Origin of the sequence: Oligoflexus sp. (assembly GCF_035712445.1) — a bacterium.
GTDB lineage: Bacteria > Bdellovibrionota_B > Oligoflexia > Oligoflexales > Oligoflexaceae > Oligoflexus.
The window spans coordinates 48743-70313 of the sequence record NZ_DASTAT010000062.1 but is presented as its reverse complement, the minus strand read 5'-3'; the positions used below and the strand labels follow the sequence as shown (position 1 = coordinate 70313).

The following is a 21571-nucleotide window of genomic DNA, read 5'->3' as shown; positions in this document are numbered from 1 at the left end:
GATCCGTCGGGAATACTGGCTACTGGCTCGGGAGGCGGAGTTCCAGCAGAAAATGATCGCCATGTACAAGGCCATGCAGGGGCCTCGAAATATCACACAAACCTAACCGATTTCATACGAGTTCAGAAAAAGCATGACATAAAAAGCGTCAGCTGGCACAGAAGCATATCGTGAGGGTTACGCTTTAATCATCGTTCGAGCGATTTTTTTACGACAAACATCAAATAATTTTAGCAGCTTGTGTCGGAAAACGTTTTTTGCCATTCAGCTCCACAGAGACTTTGCCAGACAGTCATATCTAGTATATTTTGGTCAGCTACATCGACCTCTTTGGCGGTGAGCTAGCAGATAAAAATCTGGAGTACATATCCATGTTTCGGGCGATAGCACTCTTATGTCTCTTAGCTGTCCCTTTCCTAGGGGCTTGCAGTAACCTATCCAGTGATATCAGCCGAGAAACTCTTATTTGTGGTCCGCTGCCTGATGGACGCGGGCAATATTTAACAGTCGTAGACCCAGACGGCCGTCAGCTTCATGCCGATGAAATTCAGATCTTCTCTCTCGACAGCCGCCTTCAGCTCACAGAAACGCCCATTTCATCGAAAGGATGCATTCAGATCCAGCACAAGGATCGGCTTCTGGTTAAGGCGATCGGAAAACCGTGGGTAGCGAAGATTGATCGTTCTGAAGGTGAATTGACATTGGCTCCCGCTTTAGAGCAAAGTCTCGCCGCTGATTGCGTAAATGAAAGAAGAGTTAATAGTAAGGTGAGCATTGAAAGTCTGCTTGACACGCGAGGAGTTTGCAATCAATCGAATATTGCGCAGAAACATTTTCTACGCTCGCCGAGCTTGAACAGGAAATGTCCAATCAAGGGTCCAGACAGATTTGCAACTCACCTTTTGTCACACGTGATCTCCAGGCGCAAGTCACCTCATCCAACGAGGGATTTTGGATTGTCAGGTATCGTGCGATAGATCAGGCAGGCAATCACTCGGAGTGGCTGGATTTTCCTTTGCTTTACTATCATGGGGAGGAGCTTCGCTCACTCGAATCCCTCCTCGACCAGGACATCATTACGGGAGCAGTGTCGCGTTCTCAAGGAGGAATGAGATTGGTGCAACAGATACTCACTGCTTTTAATGTCAGGGATGAAGTTCTGACAACCGATTTCGAAAAGGCACAGGCTGATAGAATCCTGCGCAGGGCAGTTCCAGCCATCAGTTCAAAGCTTCCTATGTTTATTGAACTTTGGCGACTGCCGTTGGGTAATCAACCTATAGCGATGAAGTTAAGCCCAGATGGTCGTCAAATAGCCCTGGGTTTTAAAGATGGCAGCGTAAGACGCGTCGATGCGGATAATAGCCTATCGATCGAGGGCAATCTGCCCAAGCACGAGGCAAGAATCGAAACACTTGTGTTTGACGCCAAGGGAAAACAGCTACTGACTGCGGACTTTAAAGGGTGGATGAATATTTGGGATCTTGATCAGGGCAAAGGTTTGATGCCACCTTTTCGCTTTCAAGATGAAAAGGCTAGATCTATCGAGTTCTTACCAGAGAACAATCAGCTCGTGTTTGGAATGGAATCTGGTGCACTGAAGTTTATGGATTGGACACAGGGTCCTAGCTCTACGGTTACTGCGAACGATCTTTTGGTCTCAGGGAATACAAAGTCGCCGAGTATTACTTCGCTTCGGTCGTTAGACTCTAAAACCCTAATTGCCTCGACTTTGGACGGTCAAATCACGTTCTGGGACTTGGAGTCCAAAACGTTGAAAGGAAAACCTATCCTGGCATTCCCTACGGAGACTTTTGCATCAGTCGACGTTCACATCATGCCCAATGGCAAGTCATTGCTGGCTTGGGCATTCGGCCCCGACCTTGCTCCCCCACAGCTATGGGATCTCATCACCCGCCAAAAAGAAGGACCACCTCTGGCTGTTCTGCAAAACTTTGGTGGTTTTGTATTTCCAAAGGATAGTTCTTTTGTTGCTGCTACTGATGGGACTCAGTATCGGGTCCTAAGTACATCAGACTGGACTGAACTACAGGGCCCTCTCAGCATCATGCAGACGCTTGGCGCTTGCGTCTGATCGCGTCATGCTAAGTCTTTGGGGAAAAACGCCGTCGAACGGAGCCCCAGTCATCACAGCGATAAAAGATCCCGCTACTCTCGAAAAGTCGTGGATTGCGGCGGCTGCACCGAATGCTGATGGAACTAAACTGGCCTTGGCGACCGATCTTGGAATCATTCAAATCTATGATATCAATCGGGCAGTGAGTCTACAGTCATACTTACTCCCTGATGCGAAACAGATTCCCTCCAGTATCACATTCAGTCCGGATGAAAATAGCCTCATAGTGGGTACCAGGACAATGGATTGCAGTTCATGCAGTAAGGCAGGACAAATCGCAATTATTGATGTGAAGTCGGGCCTGACCACCTTTCTCCCTCAGCAAAAGCAAATGGTGCACAGAATCACTTTCATTGATGAAGACACGTTCCTAACTGCTGGAGGAGATATCAAGCTTTGGAAATGGTCGACACGGACAGAATTACCTACACCTGCTGCATTTGAATCAGCCAAAGGATTTGCTATCTATGAAGCGGGCCGCAAAATTGCAATTCTCACCAATAACGAGGTTCAGTTTTGGGATCTTCAGAACCTTGTAAAAGTTGGAGAAAGCCTGTCTTTTAAGGGTTCATACAACATGCTTTCCGTTAGTGAAAGCGGGCGCATGGTCGCTCTTTCGGATCCCACCCGCTTCGAAGTGCAGATCTTCGACCGAGAGAAGATCACTTCCACTCCTCAGATTCTGCGTGGTCATGAAGATGAAATCACAGATCTTCTTTTCTACGACGAGCAGATACTCGTATCTTCATCATTCGATAGCAAAATAAAAGTATGGTCCATCACGGACATGAAAGAAGACCTAACTTTTGCTAAGCATTCTGACTTTGTGATGGGACTTTTCAAACGCCCTGGACATCCCGGTATTTATTCGTTTTCCATCGATGGCACTGTTCGAGGCTGGACGCTAGACTTTAACGATATAAGGACTCAGCTCTGCCGGGAGTTCGCCACGTCGGTTCGCGAACAATGCAAGATTTAAACCTCCGAAAAGGATCATAAAATAGACAGCCCAGGCAAACTACAAGAGGCTGTGCGTGACACCATGTCGATCCCCTCCTATGTAATTCTTTTACAGCTCGCCCAGCATCTGACAGCAGAGGTGTATTGATATCAGATACTTGCATCTGGCCCAGGACTTGGAAGGAGCCCCACGTGGAAGCTGTTCCCGTGGAGTGAAAAATGCGATACCTCTTGCTGCTGCTCGTCTGGTCTTTGGCTGCCCCCCTTGTGGCAGCTCCCAAAAAAACTGTGAAAAAACGCCCGGTCCCCAGTCGTAGCGAGGACCTCAGCATGTGGGACGGCAGCGTCGCCGACGTGTCCTGGGTTAATGAGAACACGAGGTCTCGCCCAGCTCCTCCATCTCGTGAAGATCGCGATTGGCTATCGTTTGCGCTCATCACAGGTCACCGGGTCTTTCAACTCGATGCCCCGATGGTGCAGACGGATGAAAACCGTCAGATCATAACCGAAGGTCAATTCACCGATCTGATTGAAACTAAAAATTCATTTGAATTGCGCGCCCTCGTTCATCCCTTTACGTTTCTTTCGCTGGGCGCGACCTATCATACTGATGACAGTCGTCTGAAAATCAATAACGAGACCGTGCCCATCGCACCCCAGGAATTTCTGGGAACCGTGCAGCTCGGTCCGCGCTTTGGAATCGTCAGGATCTACGGCTTTTATTCGCAGATTCTGGCGAGCCGTTCGCAGGCCTCGATCACCGCACCGACCAAGGTGGGTGATACGCAAAGCTCGCCGTCATTTGCTGTTGATGTGAAGCAAAGTGGTGGTGAAGCCGGCCTTGGGACGCAATTCGATTGGGGCATCCTGGGCTTTTCCGCGGAAGCGGTGCGCTCTGTGAATCGCACCTATGATCTGACCCTGACGGATGCCGCGGGCGTGAAAACATTTCAGGCCAATTCCAAGCCGACATTCAAGGCCTGGCAGTTTGGACTCTCGCTTAATTTTTGATGGGCGTGTCCAGGAACTCGACAAAAATGCCCTGACGTAAGGATTGCCAACAGGGTCCGCTTTGAAATGATTGCGCTTTCTTTTGGACCTCGGATTGCACAAGGGAAGCGAGAACCTTGACCACACGCACCTGGAGAGTTGAAACGATGAGCGATGCATCAGACGCAAGGTGACGAAGGCGAGATACTCCTGTGGATGTGAGTCCTGCTGTTTTTCAGTAGCACTCCAGTTCCTGTTCGCCGCGAGAAGGCAAGTCCCCTCTTCCCTTCTCCGCGAACCCCTCTCCCTCGTTATTGCGGATAGCCTGCGCTATCCGCAATTTTTTTTCCTATCACACCGTCGGCAAAAGCCCCTGCTTCCAGGCCAGCATTCCACCGCTCACGTTGTAAAGCCTGAGGTACCCCTGCCTCGCGAGGATCTCGCACGCGCGCGCCGAGCGTTTCCCGGAGCCGCAGATCAAGTAGATGGGCTCGCCTTTTGGGATCTGGAGGCTCTCACAGACTTCTGAGGCTTCGATTTCACTGAGCGGCAGATTCCGGCTGATGGGCGTGCGGAGTTCGGCAAATTCCCCAGGCTCCCGAACGTCGATGAGGTGGACGGAACCGAATTTTTGATATTCTTCGTAAACCGTGTCGGCGGTTGTTTCTTTGTAGTGGCTCATGGATTTTTATTCTCGCTTTCTTGTCGAATCGACATGCTGACTTTCCTAATCATACTGATAGGTTTTAACCCGGAAAGCGGTGAAATTTATGTATTTTATGTCAATTAGGCCTAGCATACTCAAAAATGATTCATCGTGGAAAATTTCGTTCTCCAAATCCAGACCGGCTCTTCAGACAGAATCACAAATTCCGCGAAACCCCTGTATATACGCAAGTCTCACTTGCGTTTTCGCGCACTCCGTCGCAATTTAACCGCATATTGTTCGATTTTTAAAGTCTTGCGACCAGGATTCGGGACGATGCCCTCAATAGCGCTGATACAGATACTGCAAGAAAAAATCACGGGGTACCTGCAAACGACAGGGACTTCGCTTGAGCAATTGTCAGAAACGATTGACGTTCGTCTGAGCACCCTCCGCCGCCTGAGTGAAGGCGGTGATGACGGCAGCTGCTCGTTCTATGATTCCTTCCTTATTCTTACCCATGTAGCTCCAGATGAGGCCACCGGGATACTCAGCGATTTTTTCCCTGAGTTTATGGTTGAGTTTTCGAGAAGCTCCCATAAAGACCCGGCCGAGGAGCTGGAACAGAAAAAGACCGAAATCAAAAAAGAATCCAATATACTTCGCTGTATGTTTCAGTCTGTGCACCATTACCGTCTCTATGCCTGGATTTTGGCTGGCATTACGCAGGAAGGTGTTCTAAAAAAGTTTGGTGCAGATGGAATGACAATACTCGATGAGTTCGTCGCCGCGCAGGTAGCGGCCGTGCTTGCAGATGGCTCTGTCATACCAATCATCGAAGATGTTGTGGTGATGAGCAAAAATGATTTGAAACGGCAGGCCGAGTTAAACGTTCAACTTCTGGAGTTCGGGACAACCGAATCCTGGGTCTGGACGCGGATGACCGGGCTCAATGCCCATGCTATGTCTGAAGTCATCAGTGTGCTTCGTGAAGCGCGCCGACAGATTTGCGATATTATGGCTGACAAGTCCAACGAAGGGCCTTTGCCCATGCACCTTACCATAATGACGGATTTTGTCCGGTAATTATGACGATATACTTGAGAGGGGACTGCGAATGAAGCGTATTGTGGGAATTGCTTTCTTTATAGCCTTGAGTGCTAACGTCGCTAGTGGAGCAGGCAGTGTAGGTGGTTTTGCGGGGATGTACGTTTCAGTTTCGGGAAAACTCACGGAACGTATTGTAATTTTGCGTGAAGGCAGCACGTCCGACTCCACCCACATAGCGTATCCAATTCCGCCCGACGACTTTGCACGTCTTCGAAATGTGGCTGACTCATGGCAGTTTATCTCGGCCAAAGGCGAGAACGGAACCCGCACTTATCGTGTAAATTCAGGTGATCAATATAACGAAGTGGAGCTCGTTGATCCCCGTGCTGTTATGCGCAACGGTCGTTCCCAGTGATAACGAACGAAAACGGCAAGCTGGATTCGCCCACTCCTTGCCTTTTTTAGAATCCACAACTCACCCAGGTGAATTTCACCGCTTGAAGTCACTCGCGCAAAAGCCAGTTGTTCTCATCCTCGACGACGACGGCTTTGCCCTCGCAATAGCAGCGGCGTCCAGACTCTCGATGACGCCCGCAAATTCCTTCAATCCCGACACACCGATCTGGTTCTGACCGACATTCACGGCTCTGGGTGCACTCATGTGCCTGCGAAAACCCTTCGCTCCAGGCGAACAGGAACTTGTCATTCATGTGAAGCGGGCTTTTTGAACTGGATGCCTTAATTCGCAGCCGCAGGAATCAAAATCCCCTGCAGTCCGCTTTCCTTGCCAGGCATCCTGAAGGCATAGTCTTGACGGAAAGCCTGCGAAGGAAAATCACCTAATCTCTTGTACTAACTCTGGAAAGATCTTGTTTCCCCCAGCGACGCAAGGTCGTTGCCGGCAAACCCATTTCTTCAGCCAACTTTACAAGGCTGCCCCCTGTCGCTTCCAAATAAGCTTTTATTTTCTCAGACAGGATTCCAGTCAGAGTTGACAAGCCTGAATAATCCTCTCACTTCGACTTATACTCCAAAACCGCCCGGATCGGAAAATGATCCGACGATTGAATCCTCGTCTCCACCCACACATCCTTAACATTCAACCCACGCACAAACAACTGATCCAAATGATCTACCGGCCGTCGGGGATCCCCGGGGATGGCCACATAATGCAGCCCCAGTTCCTCCAGCTTCCCCGCCACGGCCTTGAAGTACTTCGGCGTAAACGTATTAAAATCCCCGGCGAAGATAATCGGCCCCTTGTGCTCGGGCAGCTGATGGATGAGGTGATCCAGCTCCTCAACCGCACGTTTGATGGTCCGGATCAGGGTCGCGTGGATATTGACGACCATAAGCTTCTCGGTGGAATGGGCCAAGGCATAGCAGGTCACCAAAGCCGCTTTAGGAGTCTTCAGGACCGGCTCGGGGTATTTACAGAGAATCCGTAAAGGCGCCTCATCGGTCATCATCCGGGCCAGCGTCATCACCCCATCGCGCAGCTGATCCACGCGTTCGTAGGACGCCCCGTGAACGCCCAGGAAGCCCTGCGGCGACAGTTCGGTCAGGGACCGCCGGGACATCAGGGCCTCCTGCAGAAGCACAAGGTCGCTCTGAAAACTCAGCAGGCGAAAATCATTGTAAAAATGCTCGCCGCCGTGACCCTTGAACATATTCCATATCGTCAAGCGCAAGGGCCACGAGCCCCATTGGCCGTGCTCCGCATTCCCCGACAGCCATACCGGGGTATCAATCTCACGATTGATCTTCACCACCTTGCTGAGGCTTCGCAGCACGTGCTGATAGGGCCGGCGGGGTTTGGTGATCTTCATTTTCTTCTTGGATTTTTCAGGCATGCAAGGCTCCGTCAGGGATTTTTCACTCCAGTCTTGCGCATGCGCGAAAACTTCGATTCTATAGTGGGGAATTTTGATGGCCATCCCGGTTTCCGAATCATAAAGGAGTATCTCCCATGATGATCGACACCCTTTTTCGCCGTATGCCGCCTTCGCCAAGACTTCATGGTTACGCCAGGCAGAAACTGGAATCCTGCGCCGAACTTTGGAACCGTCGCCTGGATCTGCGCCTTTCCTTTACTCAGGAACAGAAAGGTGTGTTCGTGGAACTCTGTGGACGCGATAGCGAAGGCCACTACATCTCCTGTCATGGTCAGGGCGCTGATGGTTTTCAGGCTATCGACAACCTCTGTCACAAGCTGGGCCCTCAGGGACTTCTCCTGTCCCACAATCCACCGCCGCCCGCACCGCTTCCGAAAGGGCGTCCGGGTCAGAGGAAGATGCCACTGCTTTAAAGCCGCAAAGAAACCACGCGCCCCGGGCAGGCGGTCGCTTCTTTGCTTATAGTAATGATTTGGGATCAATCGAGCAAGACTCGGCGCGTCAAAGCTAGAGCAGCCAACGAACAGAGAGGCCGGAACTCCCCATGTATTCAGGATCGAAGTTATGGGAGTCCTTCAAGTAGGCCAGCTCACTGTCCAGCACCGCGAATTCAAACGCTAGCGCGAGCTGACTTTGCACGCGAAACTCAAGGCCACCGACCACCGCGGGTCGCACGGCCGAGGCGGGATAATATCCGGGCGGATACTGATCAGGCACCGTAAGAAAGAGTTCGCTGTCGGGACTGTAGTTCACCGACAAACCCATGTAAGGCCTGAGTCGCAAAGTGTCCCGCGATCCGACCGAGAACAGGTACGCGAGCGATTTCAAAGTCCACGAATGCACGGCCTCACCCGCCAGCTCGGGCGGAGTGTAACCATACAAAAGATCGAGCGCCCAAGTGTCACGCCACTCATATCCGAAACCAGCCGCAAGGTAACCCGCATAGGCCGCGTGCTGCGTAATCGCCGAACTCGGAACCCAGGGATTATCGGTGGTGCCCCTTTTGAAGACGGTAATTTCCTGGGCATTCAAGGACGCCGGCAGAAGCAAGGCCAGAAGCCATGATGATAGGTATTTCAAAGGAGTTCTCCACAATCATCGCGACAATATTGGAACGTCACCTTGCGATCTTCATGAAAAGTGACGAGCGTGTACCGACGCCCCGAAAGTTTCGGAACCACGTAATAGGGAATGCCATTTTCATGCCAGCTGAATTCGTCTTCCGTTCCGCGATGACCATGAAGTGAAGCGAGAATGCCCGCGCGGCGGTTGATGTCATACCAGCGATCGACCTGCTCCTGCCGATGCATGTCCACCACCGGCGGCACGTGGGAAGCCACGATCGAGCGGCTATCCGTATTACGCTCGAGCCATGTGAAATCCGTCTCGCCGAATTCGTACTGGTTGTTATTCCACATCACGAAATTAAGACCGGCATAGCTGAAGGTGTAGTCATAGGCCCCGAACATCTCGCGATAAATCGTCTTGCCATGCGAAATCGCATCGTGATTGCCGACCACCGTGAGGAAGGGAACGCGTGAGCGCTTCAAGGCCTCACCCGCCCACACGTATTCATGCAATAGCCCGTAATCGGTCAGATCACCGAGCACCAGGATGAACTTCACATCATCGCGGCGGTTGATGGCATCCACGACGCGCTGCAGATCCTTGGGAGTCCCCTGGGGATCGCCCATGACAGCCACGGTGAAAGGAAGCGATTGCTCAGGCTGGGAATTCAGGACCGACAGCTGCTCGGCTGTCAGATTTCTTAAATGCGAAGGGGGATCGGATTCCCAAGGCGAATAGCGCTCTCCACAGGCCACGAGCAAGGCGCTGGAAAGCAAAAGTGAAGAGATCTTCATATCTTACTCCTCCATGCCGTTACATTGGCATGTATGTAACCATTTACTTACAAGCAACGGCCCGCTGAAGCAAGTCTTATGAAGATGGCTTTCATTTTCTTCGTCCTCGTTCCGTCCTATGCGGAGTTATGCATGCCATTTGTGCACATTAGGCTAACCGCAAGGCAAAGATTGCCCATCGACTCTGGCCTATCCCCTGCCGATCTTAGCAAACGGAGGTATTTGGTTTGCCCTGCTTGTTCCTATCGCGAGCTGGAAAAAAGCGATTCCCGGAAATTCTGGTGATCCTGCTTCTCTTCCTTGCGTCCTGGTCCTGCGTGAAGCGGGATACGCTGCCTATTCATCAGGGGCAGCTGGACCTATCGCTTTGGGATCCAAGGCTGCGTCCCGTCCTGGAACTGGCAGGGGAATGGGAGTTTGCAGCCAATACCGTCCTGCTTCCCAATCAGAAATCGACCGAACCGGCCTTCATCAAATGGCCGAAAACCTGGGAAAACTATAACCAGGGCTACGCCTCCTATCGTTTGCGCCTGAAGCTGCCGCGTGCTCTGCAAAACCAGACTCTGGCCCTTTTCATACCGTTCCAGTCGACGGCCATGCGGGTCCTCCTGAATGGCGAGAAAATCTTCGAATCCGGCTCCTTCGGCACCGACCGCAGCAGCAGCGTTCCGAGTCGGGACCAGGCCATCATCAATTTCCCCGCGCAGGAGGACATGGAAATCCTCGTGCACATATCCAACTTCCATCACTCGCGCGGCGGCACCTGGTACGCGATGAAAATGGGGCTTTTCCGCGACGTGGTCGATGACCGCTTCCGGCGTCTGATCATGGACTCCCTCGTCATCTTCATGCTCCTCGGGCTGGGACTCTACTTCGTCTTCAGCTATGTCGTGAACCGCAAGCCACTGAGTCTGGCCATCGGCTTCACGGGCCTGACCAACGCCCTGCGTTTCTCGATGACCAGCTCCCGACTCTTTGAAGAACTCATCCCTCTCGGTTTTGCCGCAGGTTTCCGTCTGGAATACTGGAGCCTCTATCTTCTGGTCCAGGCCTACGTGTTCTTCGCCTATCTCTATCTTCGCACCATCTTCTCGAAGCACATCGGGATGTTCCTGCTCATCTGCTCACTGCTCGTCAATGCCAAGGTCTTTTTGAGCGTGGAATTCTTCTCCCGTTACCTCTTCCTTGCGCATATCCTCTGCCTTTTCGCGATTCTTTACTGCTTCTACATCTCGATCAAAGGCCTCAGAAAGAACATCTGGGGTTCGGTCTATATCTTCTATGGCTCCCTCACCATCTTCACGGCCTCGCTGATTGATATCATCCTCGTCAACATCCTCGGCAACTTCGATTTCTACGTCATCCAATATGGAAGTCTCGCCTTCCTCTATATGCAGGCCATGGCCGCAGGTTCACGGGAGCTTGTCTATCTGCAGAAGATCCGCGATGAAGAGGAGATGCGTAACCACAGCTACGCGCAGCTGGCCAAGATCGTCTATCCGCACCAGATGAAGATGATTCAGGGCGGGAAAATCCTGGAAGATACCATGCCGACCTCGGACTCCGAAGCGGTTGTGATCAGCTTCGACATCATTGGCAGTTCACGCATTCAGCATGAAAAAGTGAAGAAATTCCTGCGCGACACCTTCTCGCGCTGCACGCAGGTGATGATGGAAGGCTACGATGCTGATAAACTTCAGGCCCCGGCCTATCGCATCAAGGAAGTCGGCGACGGCTTCCTCTGCTCGGTCGGCTATCCCTTCCGCACCATCTCGGGCAGCAAGGCCAACGACGCCCTGCGGCTGGCCTACCGCTTCCATGAAATCCTGAAAGAGGAAGCCAAGGTCCTGCAGTCGGAATCGCCTATTTGCTGCGGCATAGGTATGGCGCTCGACAGCATCAGCGGATTCTATCCGGAATCAGGCGCGAAGGAATACGATGTCTTCGGCCGCTCGGTGATCCTGGCCACTCGCTATGAAGCCATGCGCAAATACATTCTGGATGAAAACCGCGAGTCGAGCATCATCATCCTCCAATCACGCGTCTATGAAAGTCTGGATCGCGAACTCCGCGATGGCTTCAATCGCTTCGATCTGCAGCAGCATAAAACCATCGTACGCGATGACTCCGGTGCCGCCGTGCTCTACTATAAAATCATGGCCTGAGATCCAGGGCCCATCCTGGTCACGCTGAGCTGGCCAGCCCCCGCCCACGTATCAGGGCTTGCTTCATCCTTCCAAATCAGTATGATCGGGACCAATACTCCATTCATTTCACACTCGGAACAGTCGATGACGGCAAGCGCCACGCGATCAGAACATAAAACGCCCCGGCGACGGGACCGCGAAACCACTCAGGAAAACCTGCTGCAGGCCGGTCTTGAGGTCTTTTCCGAGTATGGCTATGAAGGCGCGACGACCAAGATGATCGCCCAAAGGGCCGGCAGCAATGAAGCCCTGATCAGCCGGTATTTTCAGAGCAAGGAAGGGCTCCTGCTCGCGATTATCGTGCGCTATATCAGCGAGAAAAAGGAGATGCGGCTCACGTACCCGCCCCGCGAGACGCTGGAGGCGGAATTCTGCAGCTATCTCCACTGCCGCGTGGAGCAGGACGTTCGCTTCAAGGACTTCATTCGTATCATCGTCTCCCGAGCGGCCACCGATCCCACGCTGTTTGATAAAATTCGTCAGCATGTGTCCTATCACCCGGATCCCCAGCTGATGGAGCGCCTGAAGATTCTGCAGAAAAAAGGCCAGCTGCCCCTTCCCTGCGATCTTCATCAGATCTGCTTTGTGATCGGCTTTCAAAGTTTCGCAACGGTCTTCATGGCCCATATCATCATGGGCAAGGACAAGGATGAAACCCTGGCCACGCTGCAAGACTTTGCCCGCGTTTATGCCTGCGGGCTCATGCAGCCTCTGATGCACTAGCCGCGGAATTTTCCGAAGAGCCAGAGGAGCAGCGATAAGACTATGCTCAGTACGATGGACGTCACCACCGGAAAGTAAACGGTCGTGTTGCCCTTTTTAAAGGAAATATCCCCGGGCAGCTGCCCCAGGCCCAGGCGGCTGCCGAAGTGCCAGAGCACACCCATAAGCACAAGGCTTAGCCCAATCGAAATCAAGATACGCGACATGGTCCCCCTCCTTAGCTTTGGATTTTTTCCAGCAAGGCGTTCAGTCCGTCTTCAGCAGCCTGATCATCCAGTTCTTGCGCGCGCTCGCGCACGATCATCACCGAAGGGCCCGCACCCTGCGGCATGGTGCGACGCGGCTCACCCGGCAAATAAAAGCCCAGAACGGGGATACCAAGCGCTCCGGCCACATGCAAGGGTCCTGAATCGTGACCGATGAAAAAACGGGCGCGACTGATGAGCCAGGCCACACTCAAAAGATCGGGTGCCCAGCGATCCGCATAGAGCGCGCGCGATGACGCCTCAGGATTCTGCCGGAGTTCCGAAAGCTCCTGGCCCGTTCCCATCCACAGGACTGCAAAGCCCATGACTTCCAGTCTTCGCGCCAGCCCCTGCAGAACCTTCAAAGGCGCGCAGCGATCGCGGCGTCCAGCGAAGGCATGCAGGCAGACATAGGGCAGCTTCTGAAGCTCGGAAGGCAATTGAAACTGCGGCAGACCCTTGGGATCGAGCCGCGTCACCGGCGGAACAGTATGCGGAAGGACCGGCTGAAAGGCCCGCAAAAGTCCAGCGACGACTGGCTCATCAAGGGCTGGCGCCGGCAGCACCCGACTCAGGAAAACCCTGTTCTTGCCGCCGCTGAGTCCGATGCGCTCCCTTATCCCGATCATCTGTAAAAACCAGGCCGTCCGCCAGCAGCTGCTGGGAATCAAGGCCAGGTCGAACTGTTTTTTTCGTATGGTGCGGAGGGTGCGAAAGAAAATGCGAAGTGACCCTTTTTTGCGACCTGGTGCTTTGTCCCAGAAAGGATCCGCTGCGAAAACCTGCTGCACGCCCGGAAGAAGGTGACCTATGCGCGCCGTATAATCCTTGCACCAGAGCGACAGTTCCACATCGGGGTCCTGACGCAGGGCCTCGGCCAGGACCGAGGTGAAAATTAAATCGCCGAGATTATCAAGGCAAACCAAAAGGACTTTTCGCATGCGTTTCCAATCTAACGAGTAATGAGCTTTAAGAAATACAGTCTAATGCCAGACCGCGCCAGGTTCTTTTTCGGCGCCAGCGGCTGATCCAGAATCCGCACGAGTCTGGGCTGCATGAACCACAAAGCCCAGCCTGTCGTCATACCCAGAACCAGAAGGCCACAGAAACTTTTCCAAGGCTCGGGCTCCAGAAAAAGCCAGCCGTAAGAACCTGCCGGAATCAGCGCGGCATACTGCAAAATAAGCCGTGGCCGCCCTTCTGGGGATGCGGGTGCGTAACTCAGAACGGCAAACACGGTCAGGAGCCAGGATAAGGCAAAGATTCCAAGAATCAGATAAGGCAGGCGCCAGATTTCCAAAGCAAAGACGCGAAAATCCAAACGTCCAAATCCAAGCACCAATACCAAAAGCGTATACACCGCGGTCAAACCCAGTTGAAACTGAAGGCGCCGCCACAAATATTTCAAGAGGCTCTGGGGCCAGGTGAAGATCATCCAAAGACTCTGTCCTTCCATGGGAAGTATGGAAAACACAGCCGACCACAGAAAAAGTATTCCCACAGCAAAGGCCATCGCCCAGACCCAGGACGCGGGCATCAGGGGCAGGCTCTGCGGCAGCAGCGCGAAAATCCAAGGCGCCACCAGCATCTGCAGCATGAAATGCCGATCGCGGCGGAGCAGAATCAAATCCCGACGCGTCAAAGGATGAAGCCTGTGCCAGAGCGAGAGCAAAAATCCAGGCCCACGAACGGACGTTTGCCGATCCCTGGCGAACCAGCCCTGAAATCCCACCCAGGGTTTTTGCAAAAGCCTTGCGGCCACCGCATGGCAAACGATATGCGTGCCGAAGACCATGAGTCCAAGCATAAGGGCGGAACGCAGAGCCGTTTCCTGATCACTCACGATCAAAGCTGACAAGGCAAGTCCTGCGGGCGTCAGATCCAACTGATGACCATGCGCCCCTATCCAGACGAGAAGCCAGGTCTGATCGAGTCCCAGGACCTGAATGCTCATGACCAAAAGCGCGGCACCGACGATCCCGCTGAGTCCGCGAAACGTTCGGACGTGCGCGGCGGGCCAGCGTTGTTTCAACCAAAGATCCCAGGTCAAACGCGGAGCCGCGAGCAGCGCCTGCAGCATCAGTGTCAGGGCCAGACTCACAGCTCCCGCGTGCAGGGGTGAGTATCCTCTTCGCAGTCCAAGCATGATAAAAAATGTGGCCAAAAACAGCGAAAAAACCTGCGGCCAAAGACTCGCGATCAGGCAGCGCTGCACAAAGAGAGTCAGAGGCGGCCAGGGTTTATCCGCAAACCACTCCCATTCCGCATCGTGCTCCAGACTTTGCCAGTGACCCCATTTTAAGAAAAGCGCACTGAGCCATGTTCCCTGCAAAAAGATCAGCATAAGCCGCGCGCTCTGATCCGGCACATCCTCATAGCGGGTGTAACGCAAAAGATCAAACGTCAGCCCCGTGGCCTTCTGCAAAGCCTCGCGCATGACGTCAGGATTCAAAAGCCGATCGAGGGAACTCGCCAGCACAAGACCAAGGCCTGTGAGTATCAACATCAAAAGCAGCAGGCCCCCCAGCACGCCTCCAGGATACGGCCAGGCGGCCATACGATGGATCGCACGCTGCATCTGCATCCGCCAGAGTATGATGAACATGCGGCGCCAGCTCATGGTCGATCCGCTGTCAGGGATAAGAATTTATCTTCCAGACTTCCATCCGGCGCGAGTTCATCCCGCGTTCCCACCGCCACCAGCTGACCGTGATGCAGAACACCGAGTCGATGACAGATGCGTTCCGCCAAATCCAAAAGATGCGTCGACAGCAAAACCGTGCGTCCACTGGCCGCGAAATCCAGGATCAAATCCCTGACATGAACCGCGGATCGAGGATCCAATCCATTGGTGGGTTCATCCAGGATCAGAAGCTTGGGCTCACGAATCAGAGCGCAGGCAAGTCCCAAACGCTTTTTCATACCCGTGGAATAATTGCTGGCAAAGTCCTCCTGCGCATCCTCCAAACCTAAATGCCGCAGCCAATAGCGGGCCCGATGCTCCGCTTCGAGCGGAGGCAGCCCATGCATCTCGCCGACGAAGGTCAGGAGTTCGCGTCCGCGCAGATAATCCAGAAAATGCGGATGATCCGGCAGATAACCGACGCGACTTTTGACAGCCACATGATCGCGCTGCGTATCAAGCCCGTCAATCGTGGCATGACCGGAGGAAGGAACTAAAAGGCCCATCAGCATCTTGATCGTGCTGGTCTTGCCAGCGCCGTTGAGGCCGAGAAAACCGAAAATTTCTCCGCGCTCCACCTTCAGCGTCAATTTTTTGACGGCCTGGAAGCCACCGTAATCTTTGGATAATTGCTCACAGATCAGCACAGGGCCTCCAGGGACACTTTGGGACTTCTGGCAAACTGCCATGACTTTACGAAAGTTTCCAGTCTCTGCGAGGACTTTTACCCACTTGGACGCCTGACTTGAGTTGCCGCAAGGTCCTGCCGATCTTATGGATTAGCTCGGTGTCAGAGGGAGTTTTGCAATGTCGATTGTTGTCATTGATCCGAACCGCCATGAACTGGAACAGTGTGCCGCGATGCTCGGCCGTTGGGGATACAATCAGACCATACTCTGTGCCAGCCTGGAAGAAGCCCAGGATGTTCTGGGTCTTGGCGAGCAAGCCCTGCGCACCATCTTCGGCCTTGAGCTGATCGTCATCGACATCTCCCATGGCGATGCCTTTGCGCAATTCGTCGATCGCATCCGCAGTATGCTTTTCTATCAGGATATTCCGATCCTCGCGACCTCCGATGGTTCGCGGGCCGAAAAAATGCCCCTGGCCTTTGCGTTTGGCGCGACGGATTTCGTCAGCAAGCCGATCGAGGAATTCGAACTCCGGGCTCGCGTCCGCTCCTGCTTGCGACTCAAGCATGAGATAGATCGTCGAAAAGCCCGCGAGAAGGAACTCCTGGAGGCCACGCATCAGCTTTCTGATCTGAATCAAATCCTGGCGAAGATGTCTTTACTGGACAGCCTGACGGCGATTCCGAATCGTCGCTGCTTTGATGAAAGTTTAGAGCAGGAGTGGAAGCGGGCGTTCCGCAATGGTGGGAATCTGGCTTTGATACTCTGCGACATCGACTATTTCAAACAGTATAACGACACCTATGGCCATCAGCGCGGTGATCACTGCCTGCAGAAAGTGGCGCAAGCGGTAAAATCCGCCCTGAAACGTCCAGGTGACCTTGTCGCACGTTACGGGGGCGAGGAATTTGCCATCGTTCTTCCCCACACCACCGCACTGCAGGCTGCCAACATTTGCAATAACATCCGCTCAGCCATCCGCGAGCTGGGCATCGAACATTCCGCGTCGCAGGTCAGTCCCTTCGTGACCCTGAGCATGGGCGTGGCCTCAACCGAGCCCTCGGTCACCAAGATGAGCACGGAAATGCTCCTGTCCCTTTCTGATGCCGCGCTTTACGTCGCGAAGCAGCAGGGGCGCGATCAATTCCAGATCGCGCGGGACCAGTCGCAGGATAAGACGGCTTAAGACAAAAACTCCTGGGTCAGGCGCTTGACGAGCTGCTGGGACAAGCTTCCTATCCATTGCCGCACCATTTCGTTATCCTTGAATTGCCCCCAGATGTTTTCAATGCTCTCGCCTTTTCCCGAAAGGGAACCGGCTACCGATTTGATGATGGTGATGAACTCCGCCTTATGCTCCTCTTCCATGGCATTGAACCAGTGAAGAAAGACTTCAAAGACCGTGTCCGCGCTTTGCTCGGTGTGGGCGCCGGCCTTTTGCGCAATGGCGTCTCCGGCGATCTGCTTGGTGGTGTCGATGATAGCGTTCAGTAGATCCATGGGCATACTCCTTCCAACAGCTCAGATTTCAACGGCGTAAACAAAACTTTGTTTCGGATAACGGAGGTAGCGTTCCGTAATGAGATCCCGGAGCTTCGCATTGCCATCCACGTAGTCGCGGGTCCATTCCTCGGCTTTTTTCTTATCGCCCTTCGCCTTGACTCGACCGATGTCCCGGGCCATCTTCACAAGGGTCGGATGCATCTTCGCAAAATCAATATGGAAGGTGCCCTTATCCTTGCCATTGGCGGCCACACCATCAGGATTGAAGGTCACGGCTTTCTCTTTCAAAAGCAGCCCAAGCTGGATCGCCGCCAGCTGACTGTAAGCCTTGCGCTCCTTCCGCGCCGTCCACATCCCCTGCGAGATATGACCGAAGGCCCAGAGCACGCTGTCCATATAAAGTCCGCGAGCGGTTTGATCGTTGATAAAACCTTTTTGATGCAGGGCATCAATGAAATAAAGTCCGCTGGTCTGCGCCTTCAGTTCTTCCAGCATCGACGCCAGCTGACCGCCAAAGAGTTCGCCATCGCGCTTGCCCCGATACGCATACTCATGCGAGGGTCCAAGGTTATGATTGATCTCATGCAGGATAGTATTGATGATGCTGACCTGCTTGTCATCGGTCAGGTTCACGAGGTCCTCCTTCGCGAAGAGCGACTCCGCCCGCTGCCGCAGCATCAGTTTGCTGTCCGTATCCAAGTACACATTGCTCATCGCGACCGTGCGGCCCCGGCCTTCATTGGCAACCGGTCCCCAGTTCGGCAGACTTTGGCCCACGGTCAAGCCGAAGGCGTCGCGATCATCACCGGCATTGACGATGATATCGATGAAGTCAGGCAGATGAAAGGAAACCTTGCGGGCCTTATAAGGGGCTCCAATGAGTTTGGCGATGTCCTCTTCCATCGACTGCAGTCCGGGCGTCAGCGTCTCCTGCCACTTCAGGGAATCCTTGTTGATCAGGGCAAAGGTCATATGAAAGCCGGCCTTGCGCGAACAGGGTTCCCAGTAGGTTTCATCCGGACCGACCCTAAGATAGAAGCGTGAATTGGTCGCCGACATCCGTGACCAGGCTTCATCCGCCGGCACCCAATCGTTGCTGCGAAAACTTCCGGCCGCCGCCAGCACGTATTTCTTCAAAGCGGCTTCATTCTCGTCCAGAAGGCCTGCGGCGGCTTCCAGATCCTTCGCGATATCGCTCATGAGGTCCTGATAGGCCTTGGTGTAAGGCACGGCCGTCAGCTGCCCCTTCTCTTCACGAACGACTGTGAAGGGACTCATCAGGTCCACATTTTTCGGGTCTTTTTCCAGGTTCAGACAGAAGTCGGCGCTTTTTTGCAGAGCGGCGGGATAAATATCGACAGGAACTTCGGTCATGCCGGGGATCGCTGTGCACTTGGGCTCATTTTCCAGCTGCGGCGAGCGGCACCTCGGTCCCCAGTTACGGCGGAATAGACTCTGGCTGCTCGCTTCATCCTTGGGCACGAGGCCCCGGACGGCATCGAGCCCGGCCTGCCTCGCATAAAGGGCATCAATCTTTTCGGCAAGCTTCAGCATGCTGGCAGCGAAAGCTTTCTCACTGGCATTGAGCTTCGTCAAATCGTTGTCAATAACAGTCGGCAAACCCTTGTCCAGATCCTCTTCGATCAGGCGCAAACGCTCATCTGAGGCGGGTCCCCGCGCAGCCAGGGCCTTGATGTCGGCAAAGGCTTTGACAAAGGCGGGCGTGAAACTTCCGCCGTCCGTCCATGCCGGCTGAGTCGGGTAAAAGCGCAGCGTCCGCACTTCAGCGGGATCTACGGCCCCATTGTTATTGGCATCATTATCCCAAAGCAAAGGCAGATTCAGGCGCACGGCGAGCCGATTGAATTCCTTGCGATCCAGTCCGGTATAGGAAGAGGTTTCAGCCTTGCGGCTGTCCTTGGGCACCGACGTGCAGGAGAATGCCAGGAGCCCCGTGAAAATTGCGGGCCATGAGGAACGGAACAGCATCGTGAACATCCTTTTACGTTAAAAATGCGGAGACGCATCGGTATCCCGATGCGTGGCCTTCACCTTAACAGGAATGTGCAAGAAAGAATACCCAGGGGTTATGGACTTTTAAAGCTCACGTCCGGCTTTGAGCTCCAGGATGATCAGGTCAATTTCTTCGGACGTCAGATCCATGAAAAGTCGCGGAGGCATGGCCAAAGGATTGGAGGGATCCTTGCGCAGAATTTCCAGACGGTCTATGGCGTTTTTAGTATTGAACGCACTCCGATCCTTGGCCTTCTGATCGGCGCGGAAAAGGGACTTGCCGAGATTGCTATCCAGTTTCTCATTATGACAGCGCTGACAGGCAAGCGCCACCAGCTCGGGGCCGGTCGCATTCAATGGGGCCCTCGCTCCATAACTCGGAGCCAGACGATCATCCAGGGCCTCGCGCAGATCGGGGGCTTCATCCCAGCTCCCCTTGCTCCTGGCCGCCTGCCATTTGCCTTTGATATCCGGTAATTTACTGTCATTCAGAATGGAATTCGCAAACGAGGGGAAGGCAATCGTCTCACCCTTCAAGAATTTTTCCCAGCCGGCGTTCCAGATCGGACCGGGGCCCTTTTTCGCAGCCACTTCCGCTTCGATCGCGCCCGCGGAAAAACTATTGGGCTGCTCACCAAAGCCATTGGCTTTCAGGAGCCACACGAGTTTTTCAGGATCCGAGGATGCGACCAGCTGCGGGGGAATTCCGCCGACGCCTTCATCCGGTCCGTGGAAATCTTTGAAGATCTGGATAAGCTCCTGGCCTTTGGTATCATCGCGGAAAAAATGCGACCACGGCTGCTCGTTTTCCTGAAGACGCAGGATCTTTTTGGAATTCGGCCCTTCCGGTTGATGGCAATGCGTGCAGTCAAAGACCGTGTTCGCAAGCAGACTGTCTTCATACACAGTCAGCGAGGTCCAGTTGCTTTCTATAGCCGAAGACTGAAGATGCCCCGTTGAGCAATGACCGCCTTGATTGCAGGCCTGCGTGAACTCAACAAGGAAAAAATTCAACTGACCCGACCTGGGTTCCCGCGCGATCAGCTCCACGAATTGATCTCCGCGTACAAAACCAAGGACCACGAAGTCCGGGATCGGCGTCGCGGCATCCTTCGGGGCTGTGAAGAGCAGAACCCGCGGGTTGATCGGTGATACGAAGCGCGCCACGAGCGAGGTGGAATGGCCTGTCAAAGCCCATCCCGGCGTAACTCCGGGCTTGCCGTTGGAGTCACGGCCCGCGGGAGTCGCATCGGGAATCGCCAATCCAAGTGCGGCCTGCAGCTCACGCAGACTCGTAATTTTAGGCGGTTCGGCCTGGCAGAAAGCCTGCCGAACCTTATCAAAGTCCTGGGCGCGCTGCGCATCAAAGCCAAAGCAGAGCCGCTGGCGCATCTCCTCGCCTTTGGGAAAAGGCGCCAGCACGCTGTGATATTTCAACTCCAGTGGCGGCACATCCCGCTCGACGGCATACCAGCGACCGACGCTGCTCTCCTGAGCCTCATTTTTTTTCGCGCCGCGAACGCAGCCTGCGGTGCCCAGGATCATTCCCAATATTAAAAAATAGTGCCTGCCCATCATCCATCACTCCATCCCGACCGCGATGATCATCAGTCTCCATGATAACAGGATAAACCGGATCACGGTGTTTCCAGCGCCCCCATTTCCGTCCAGGCCACGCTCAGATCGCGGGCACGAAAGAGGATCTGCCTGGCTTCGTTGGCGCTTATCCGCGAAAATTGACAAAATTCCAGACTGATAGGATAGGCGTATTCATAGGAATCGAGGCGCTTCTGTAGGGCATTGCGCGCCCGCACCTGATGCAGATCCACCAGCACCGAAGGCTGCGTCTTCAGGATCGCCATGGCCTCGGCCAGGTGTCCACAAAGCCGACGGCGATCACAGCGTGCGCACACGTTTTGTTCTAAAGACTCCTGTGCCTGTCCGCAGACAGCGGTATCTTTGTGCTGCATAAGCCTCTCCATTTTTTTAGACTGATGAAATAAAAGCAAGACTCGCGCCATGGAAGGC

At 53.8% G+C, this 21571-nt stretch carries 22 protein-coding genes; 9 read left to right on the top strand and 13 right to left on the bottom strand.

Going from position 1 to position 21571, the window contains the following annotated elements:
• The first annotated feature begins 802 nt into the window (after positions 1-802).
• The 3 genes from VFO10_RS12875 to VFO10_RS12865 all read left to right on the top strand — a co-directional run bounded on the left by VFO10_RS12875 (position 803) and on the right by VFO10_RS12865 (position 4108).
• On the top strand, positions 803-2095 hold the full coding sequence (locus VFO10_RS12875) for a WD40 repeat domain-containing protein (RefSeq protein ID WP_325140724.1): 1293 nt from the start codon (positions 803-805) through the stop codon (positions 2093-2095).
• A 7-nt stretch (positions 2096-2102) separates the two neighbouring features.
• Positions 2103-3116 carry a hypothetical protein gene (locus VFO10_RS12870; RefSeq protein ID WP_325140722.1) on the top strand — a complete coding sequence of 338 codons (1014 nt, stop codon included), beginning with the start codon at positions 2103-2105 and terminating at the stop codon, positions 3114-3116.
• A gap of 200 nt (positions 3117-3316) precedes the next feature.
• Positions 3317-4108, top strand: coding sequence for a hypothetical protein (locus tag VFO10_RS12865; RefSeq protein ID WP_325140720.1), 792 nt, complete (start codon positions 3317-3319; stop codon positions 4106-4108).
• A 331-nt stretch (positions 4109-4439) separates the two neighbouring features.
• Here VFO10_RS12865 and VFO10_RS12860 read toward each other — a convergent pair whose 3' ends face one another.
• Positions 4440-4769 (bottom strand): rhodanese-like domain-containing protein, encoded by a 330-nt coding sequence (locus tag VFO10_RS12860; protein WP_325140718.1) that lies wholly within the window; start codon positions 4767-4769, stop codon positions 4440-4442.
• 300 nt (positions 4770-5069) lie between these two features.
• Here VFO10_RS12860 and VFO10_RS12855 point away from each other — a divergent pair, with 300 nt between their 5' ends.
• Positions 5070-5819 carry a hypothetical protein gene (locus tag VFO10_RS12855; RefSeq protein ID WP_325140717.1) on the top strand — a complete coding sequence of 250 codons (750 nt, stop codon included), beginning with the start codon at positions 5070-5072 and terminating at the stop codon, positions 5817-5819.
• Positions 5820-5850: 31 nt separating this feature from the next.
• Positions 5851-6198 carry a hypothetical protein gene (locus tag VFO10_RS12850; RefSeq protein ID WP_325140715.1) on the top strand — a complete coding sequence of 116 codons (348 nt, stop codon included), beginning with the start codon at positions 5851-5853 and terminating at the stop codon, positions 6196-6198.
• A 424-nt stretch (positions 6199-6622) separates the two neighbouring features.
• Here the strand turns inward: VFO10_RS12850 and VFO10_RS31435 are convergent, their stop codons facing one another.
• Together VFO10_RS31435 and VFO10_RS12845 are read right to left on the bottom strand one after the other, a co-directional pair.
• Positions 6623-6781 (bottom strand): helix-turn-helix domain-containing protein, encoded by a 159-nt coding sequence (locus tag VFO10_RS31435; protein ID WP_414697027.1) that lies wholly within the window; start codon positions 6779-6781, stop codon positions 6623-6625.
• 15 nt (positions 6782-6796) lie between these two features.
• Positions 6797-7636 carry an endonuclease/exonuclease/phosphatase family protein gene (locus tag VFO10_RS12845; RefSeq protein WP_325140713.1) on the bottom strand — a complete coding sequence of 280 codons (840 nt, stop codon included), beginning with the start codon at positions 7634-7636 and terminating at the stop codon, positions 6797-6799.
• Between the two features lie 116 nt (positions 7637-7752).
• On the opposite strand from VFO10_RS12845, the gene VFO10_RS12840 reads away from it, so the two are divergent.
• A complete protein-coding gene (locus VFO10_RS12840; RefSeq protein WP_325140710.1) occupies positions 7753-8091 on the top strand; it encodes a hypothetical protein in 339 nt (112 codons plus the stop codon).
• Positions 8092-8185: 94 nt separating this feature from the next.
• Here the strand turns inward: VFO10_RS12840 and VFO10_RS12835 are convergent, their stop codons facing one another.
• A complete protein-coding gene (locus VFO10_RS12835) occupies positions 8186-8758 on the bottom strand; it encodes a hypothetical protein (protein ID WP_325140707.1) in 573 nt (190 codons plus the stop codon).
• Positions 8755-9540: a metallophosphoesterase family protein gene (locus VFO10_RS12830; protein WP_325140705.1), complete on the bottom strand. Its 786-nt coding sequence runs from the start codon at positions 9538-9540 to the stop codon at positions 8755-8757. Before VFO10_RS12830 ends, VFO10_RS12835 begins: the two co-directional genes overlap by 4 nt.
• A gap of 281 nt (positions 9541-9821) precedes the next feature.
• On the opposite strand from VFO10_RS12830, the gene VFO10_RS12825 reads away from it, so the two are divergent.
• Together VFO10_RS12825 and VFO10_RS12820 are read left to right on the top strand one after the other, a co-directional pair.
• Positions 9822-11705, top strand: a complete 1884-nt coding sequence (locus VFO10_RS12825; protein ID WP_325140703.1) for a 7TM diverse intracellular signaling domain-containing protein — start codon at positions 9822-9824, stop codon at positions 11703-11705.
• A 126-nt stretch (positions 11706-11831) separates the two neighbouring features.
• On the top strand, positions 11832-12470 hold the full coding sequence (locus VFO10_RS12820) for a helix-turn-helix domain-containing protein (protein ID WP_325140701.1): 639 nt from the start codon (positions 11832-11834) through the stop codon (positions 12468-12470).
• Here the strand turns inward: VFO10_RS12820 and VFO10_RS12815 are convergent.
• From VFO10_RS12815 to VFO10_RS12800, 4 genes are all read right to left on the bottom strand, one after another.
• Positions 12467-12676, bottom strand: a complete 210-nt coding sequence (locus tag VFO10_RS12815; RefSeq protein ID WP_325140698.1) for a DUF2905 domain-containing protein — start codon at positions 12674-12676, stop codon at positions 12467-12469. The two genes, VFO10_RS12820 and VFO10_RS12815, sit on opposite strands and share 4 nt — an antisense overlap.
• Positions 12677-12687: 11 nt before the next feature.
• Positions 12688-13656, bottom strand: coding sequence for a glycosyltransferase family 9 protein (locus VFO10_RS12810; RefSeq protein WP_325140697.1), 969 nt, complete (start codon positions 13654-13656; stop codon positions 12688-12690).
• Between the two features lie 1500 nt (positions 13657-15156).
• A complete protein-coding gene (locus VFO10_RS31430; protein ID WP_414697028.1) occupies positions 15157-15306 on the bottom strand; it encodes a hypothetical protein in 150 nt (49 codons plus the stop codon).
• 25 nt (positions 15307-15331) lie between these two features.
• Positions 15332-16045, bottom strand: coding sequence for an ABC transporter ATP-binding protein (locus tag VFO10_RS12800; RefSeq protein WP_325140693.1), 714 nt, complete (start codon positions 16043-16045; stop codon positions 15332-15334).
• Positions 16046-16205: 160 nt separating this feature from the next.
• Between VFO10_RS12800 and VFO10_RS12795 the strand changes: the two genes are divergently transcribed.
• The gene (locus VFO10_RS12795) at positions 16206-17213 is read left to right on the top strand and encodes a diguanylate cyclase domain-containing protein (protein WP_325140691.1); all 1008 of its coding nucleotides are present in this window, start codon (positions 16206-16208) and stop codon (positions 17211-17213) included.
• Here VFO10_RS12795 and VFO10_RS12790 read toward each other — a convergent pair.
• The 4 genes from VFO10_RS12790 to VFO10_RS12775 form a co-directional block, all read right to left on the bottom strand.
• A complete protein-coding gene (locus VFO10_RS12790; RefSeq protein WP_325140689.1) occupies positions 17210-17527 on the bottom strand; it encodes a hypothetical protein in 318 nt (105 codons plus the stop codon). The two genes, VFO10_RS12795 and VFO10_RS12790, sit on opposite strands and share 4 nt — an antisense overlap.
• Positions 17528-17548: 21 nt before the next feature.
• The gene (locus tag VFO10_RS12785; protein WP_325140687.1) at positions 17549-19519 is read right to left on the bottom strand and encodes a hypothetical protein; all 1971 of its coding nucleotides are present in this window, start codon (positions 19517-19519) and stop codon (positions 17549-17551) included.
• A 108-nt stretch (positions 19520-19627) separates the two neighbouring features.
• Positions 19628-21121, bottom strand: a complete 1494-nt coding sequence (locus VFO10_RS12780) for a hypothetical protein (protein ID WP_325140685.1) — start codon at positions 21119-21121, stop codon at positions 19628-19630.
• Positions 21122-21180: 59 nt separating this feature from the next.
• Complete coding sequence (locus tag VFO10_RS12775; RefSeq protein ID WP_325140684.1) at positions 21181-21513, bottom strand: hypothetical protein; 333 nt, start codon at positions 21511-21513, stop codon at positions 21181-21183.
• Positions 21514-21571: the final 58 nt, after the last annotated feature.

Coding starts and splice junctions, on each gene's coding strand:
- VFO10_RS12860 (WP_325140718.1), bottom strand. CDS start 4,769: ATGAGCCACTACAAAGAAACAACCGCCGACACGGTTTACGAAGAATAT.
- VFO10_RS12840 (WP_325140710.1), top strand. CDS start 7,753: ATGATGATCGACACCCTTTTTCGCCGTATGCCGCCTTCGCCAAGACTT.
- VFO10_RS12845 (WP_325140713.1), bottom strand. CDS start 7,636: ATGCCTGAAAAATCCAAGAAGAAAATGAAGATCACCAAACCCCGCCGG.
- VFO10_RS12870 (WP_325140722.1), top strand. CDS start 2,103: ATGCTAAGTCTTTGGGGAAAAACGCCGTCGAACGGAGCCCCAGTCATC.
- VFO10_RS12815 (WP_325140698.1), bottom strand. CDS start 12,676: ATGTCGCGTATCTTGATTTCGATTGGGCTAAGCCTTGTGCTTATGGGT.
- VFO10_RS12810 (WP_325140697.1), bottom strand. CDS start 13,656: ATGCGAAAAGTCCTTTTGGTTTGCCTTGATAATCTCGGCGATTTAATT.
- VFO10_RS12785 (WP_325140687.1), bottom strand. CDS start 19,519: ATGCTGTTCCGTTCCTCATGGCCCGCAATTTTCACGGGGCTCCTGGCA.
- VFO10_RS12790 (WP_325140689.1), bottom strand. CDS start 17,527: ATGGATCTACTGAACGCTATCATCGACACCACCAAGCAGATCGCCGGA.
- VFO10_RS12855 (WP_325140717.1), top strand. CDS start 5,070: ATGCCCTCAATAGCGCTGATACAGATACTGCAAGAAAAAATCACGGGG.
- VFO10_RS12775 (WP_325140684.1), bottom strand. CDS start 21,513: ATGCAGCACAAAGATACCGCTGTCTGCGGACAGGCACAGGAGTCTTTA.
- VFO10_RS12820 (WP_325140701.1), top strand. CDS start 11,832: ATGACGGCAAGCGCCACGCGATCAGAACATAAAACGCCCCGGCGACGG.
- VFO10_RS12865 (WP_325140720.1), top strand. CDS start 3,317: ATGCGATACCTCTTGCTGCTGCTCGTCTGGTCTTTGGCTGCCCCCCTT.
- VFO10_RS12780 (WP_325140685.1), bottom strand. CDS start 21,121: ATGATGGGCAGGCACTATTTTTTAATATTGGGAATGATCCTGGGCACC.
- VFO10_RS12850 (WP_325140715.1), top strand. CDS start 5,851: ATGAAGCGTATTGTGGGAATTGCTTTCTTTATAGCCTTGAGTGCTAAC.
- VFO10_RS12795 (WP_325140691.1), top strand. CDS start 16,206: ATGTCGATTGTTGTCATTGATCCGAACCGCCATGAACTGGAACAGTGT.
- VFO10_RS12830 (WP_325140705.1), bottom strand. CDS start 9,540: ATGAAGATCTCTTCACTTTTGCTTTCCAGCGCCTTGCTCGTGGCCTGT.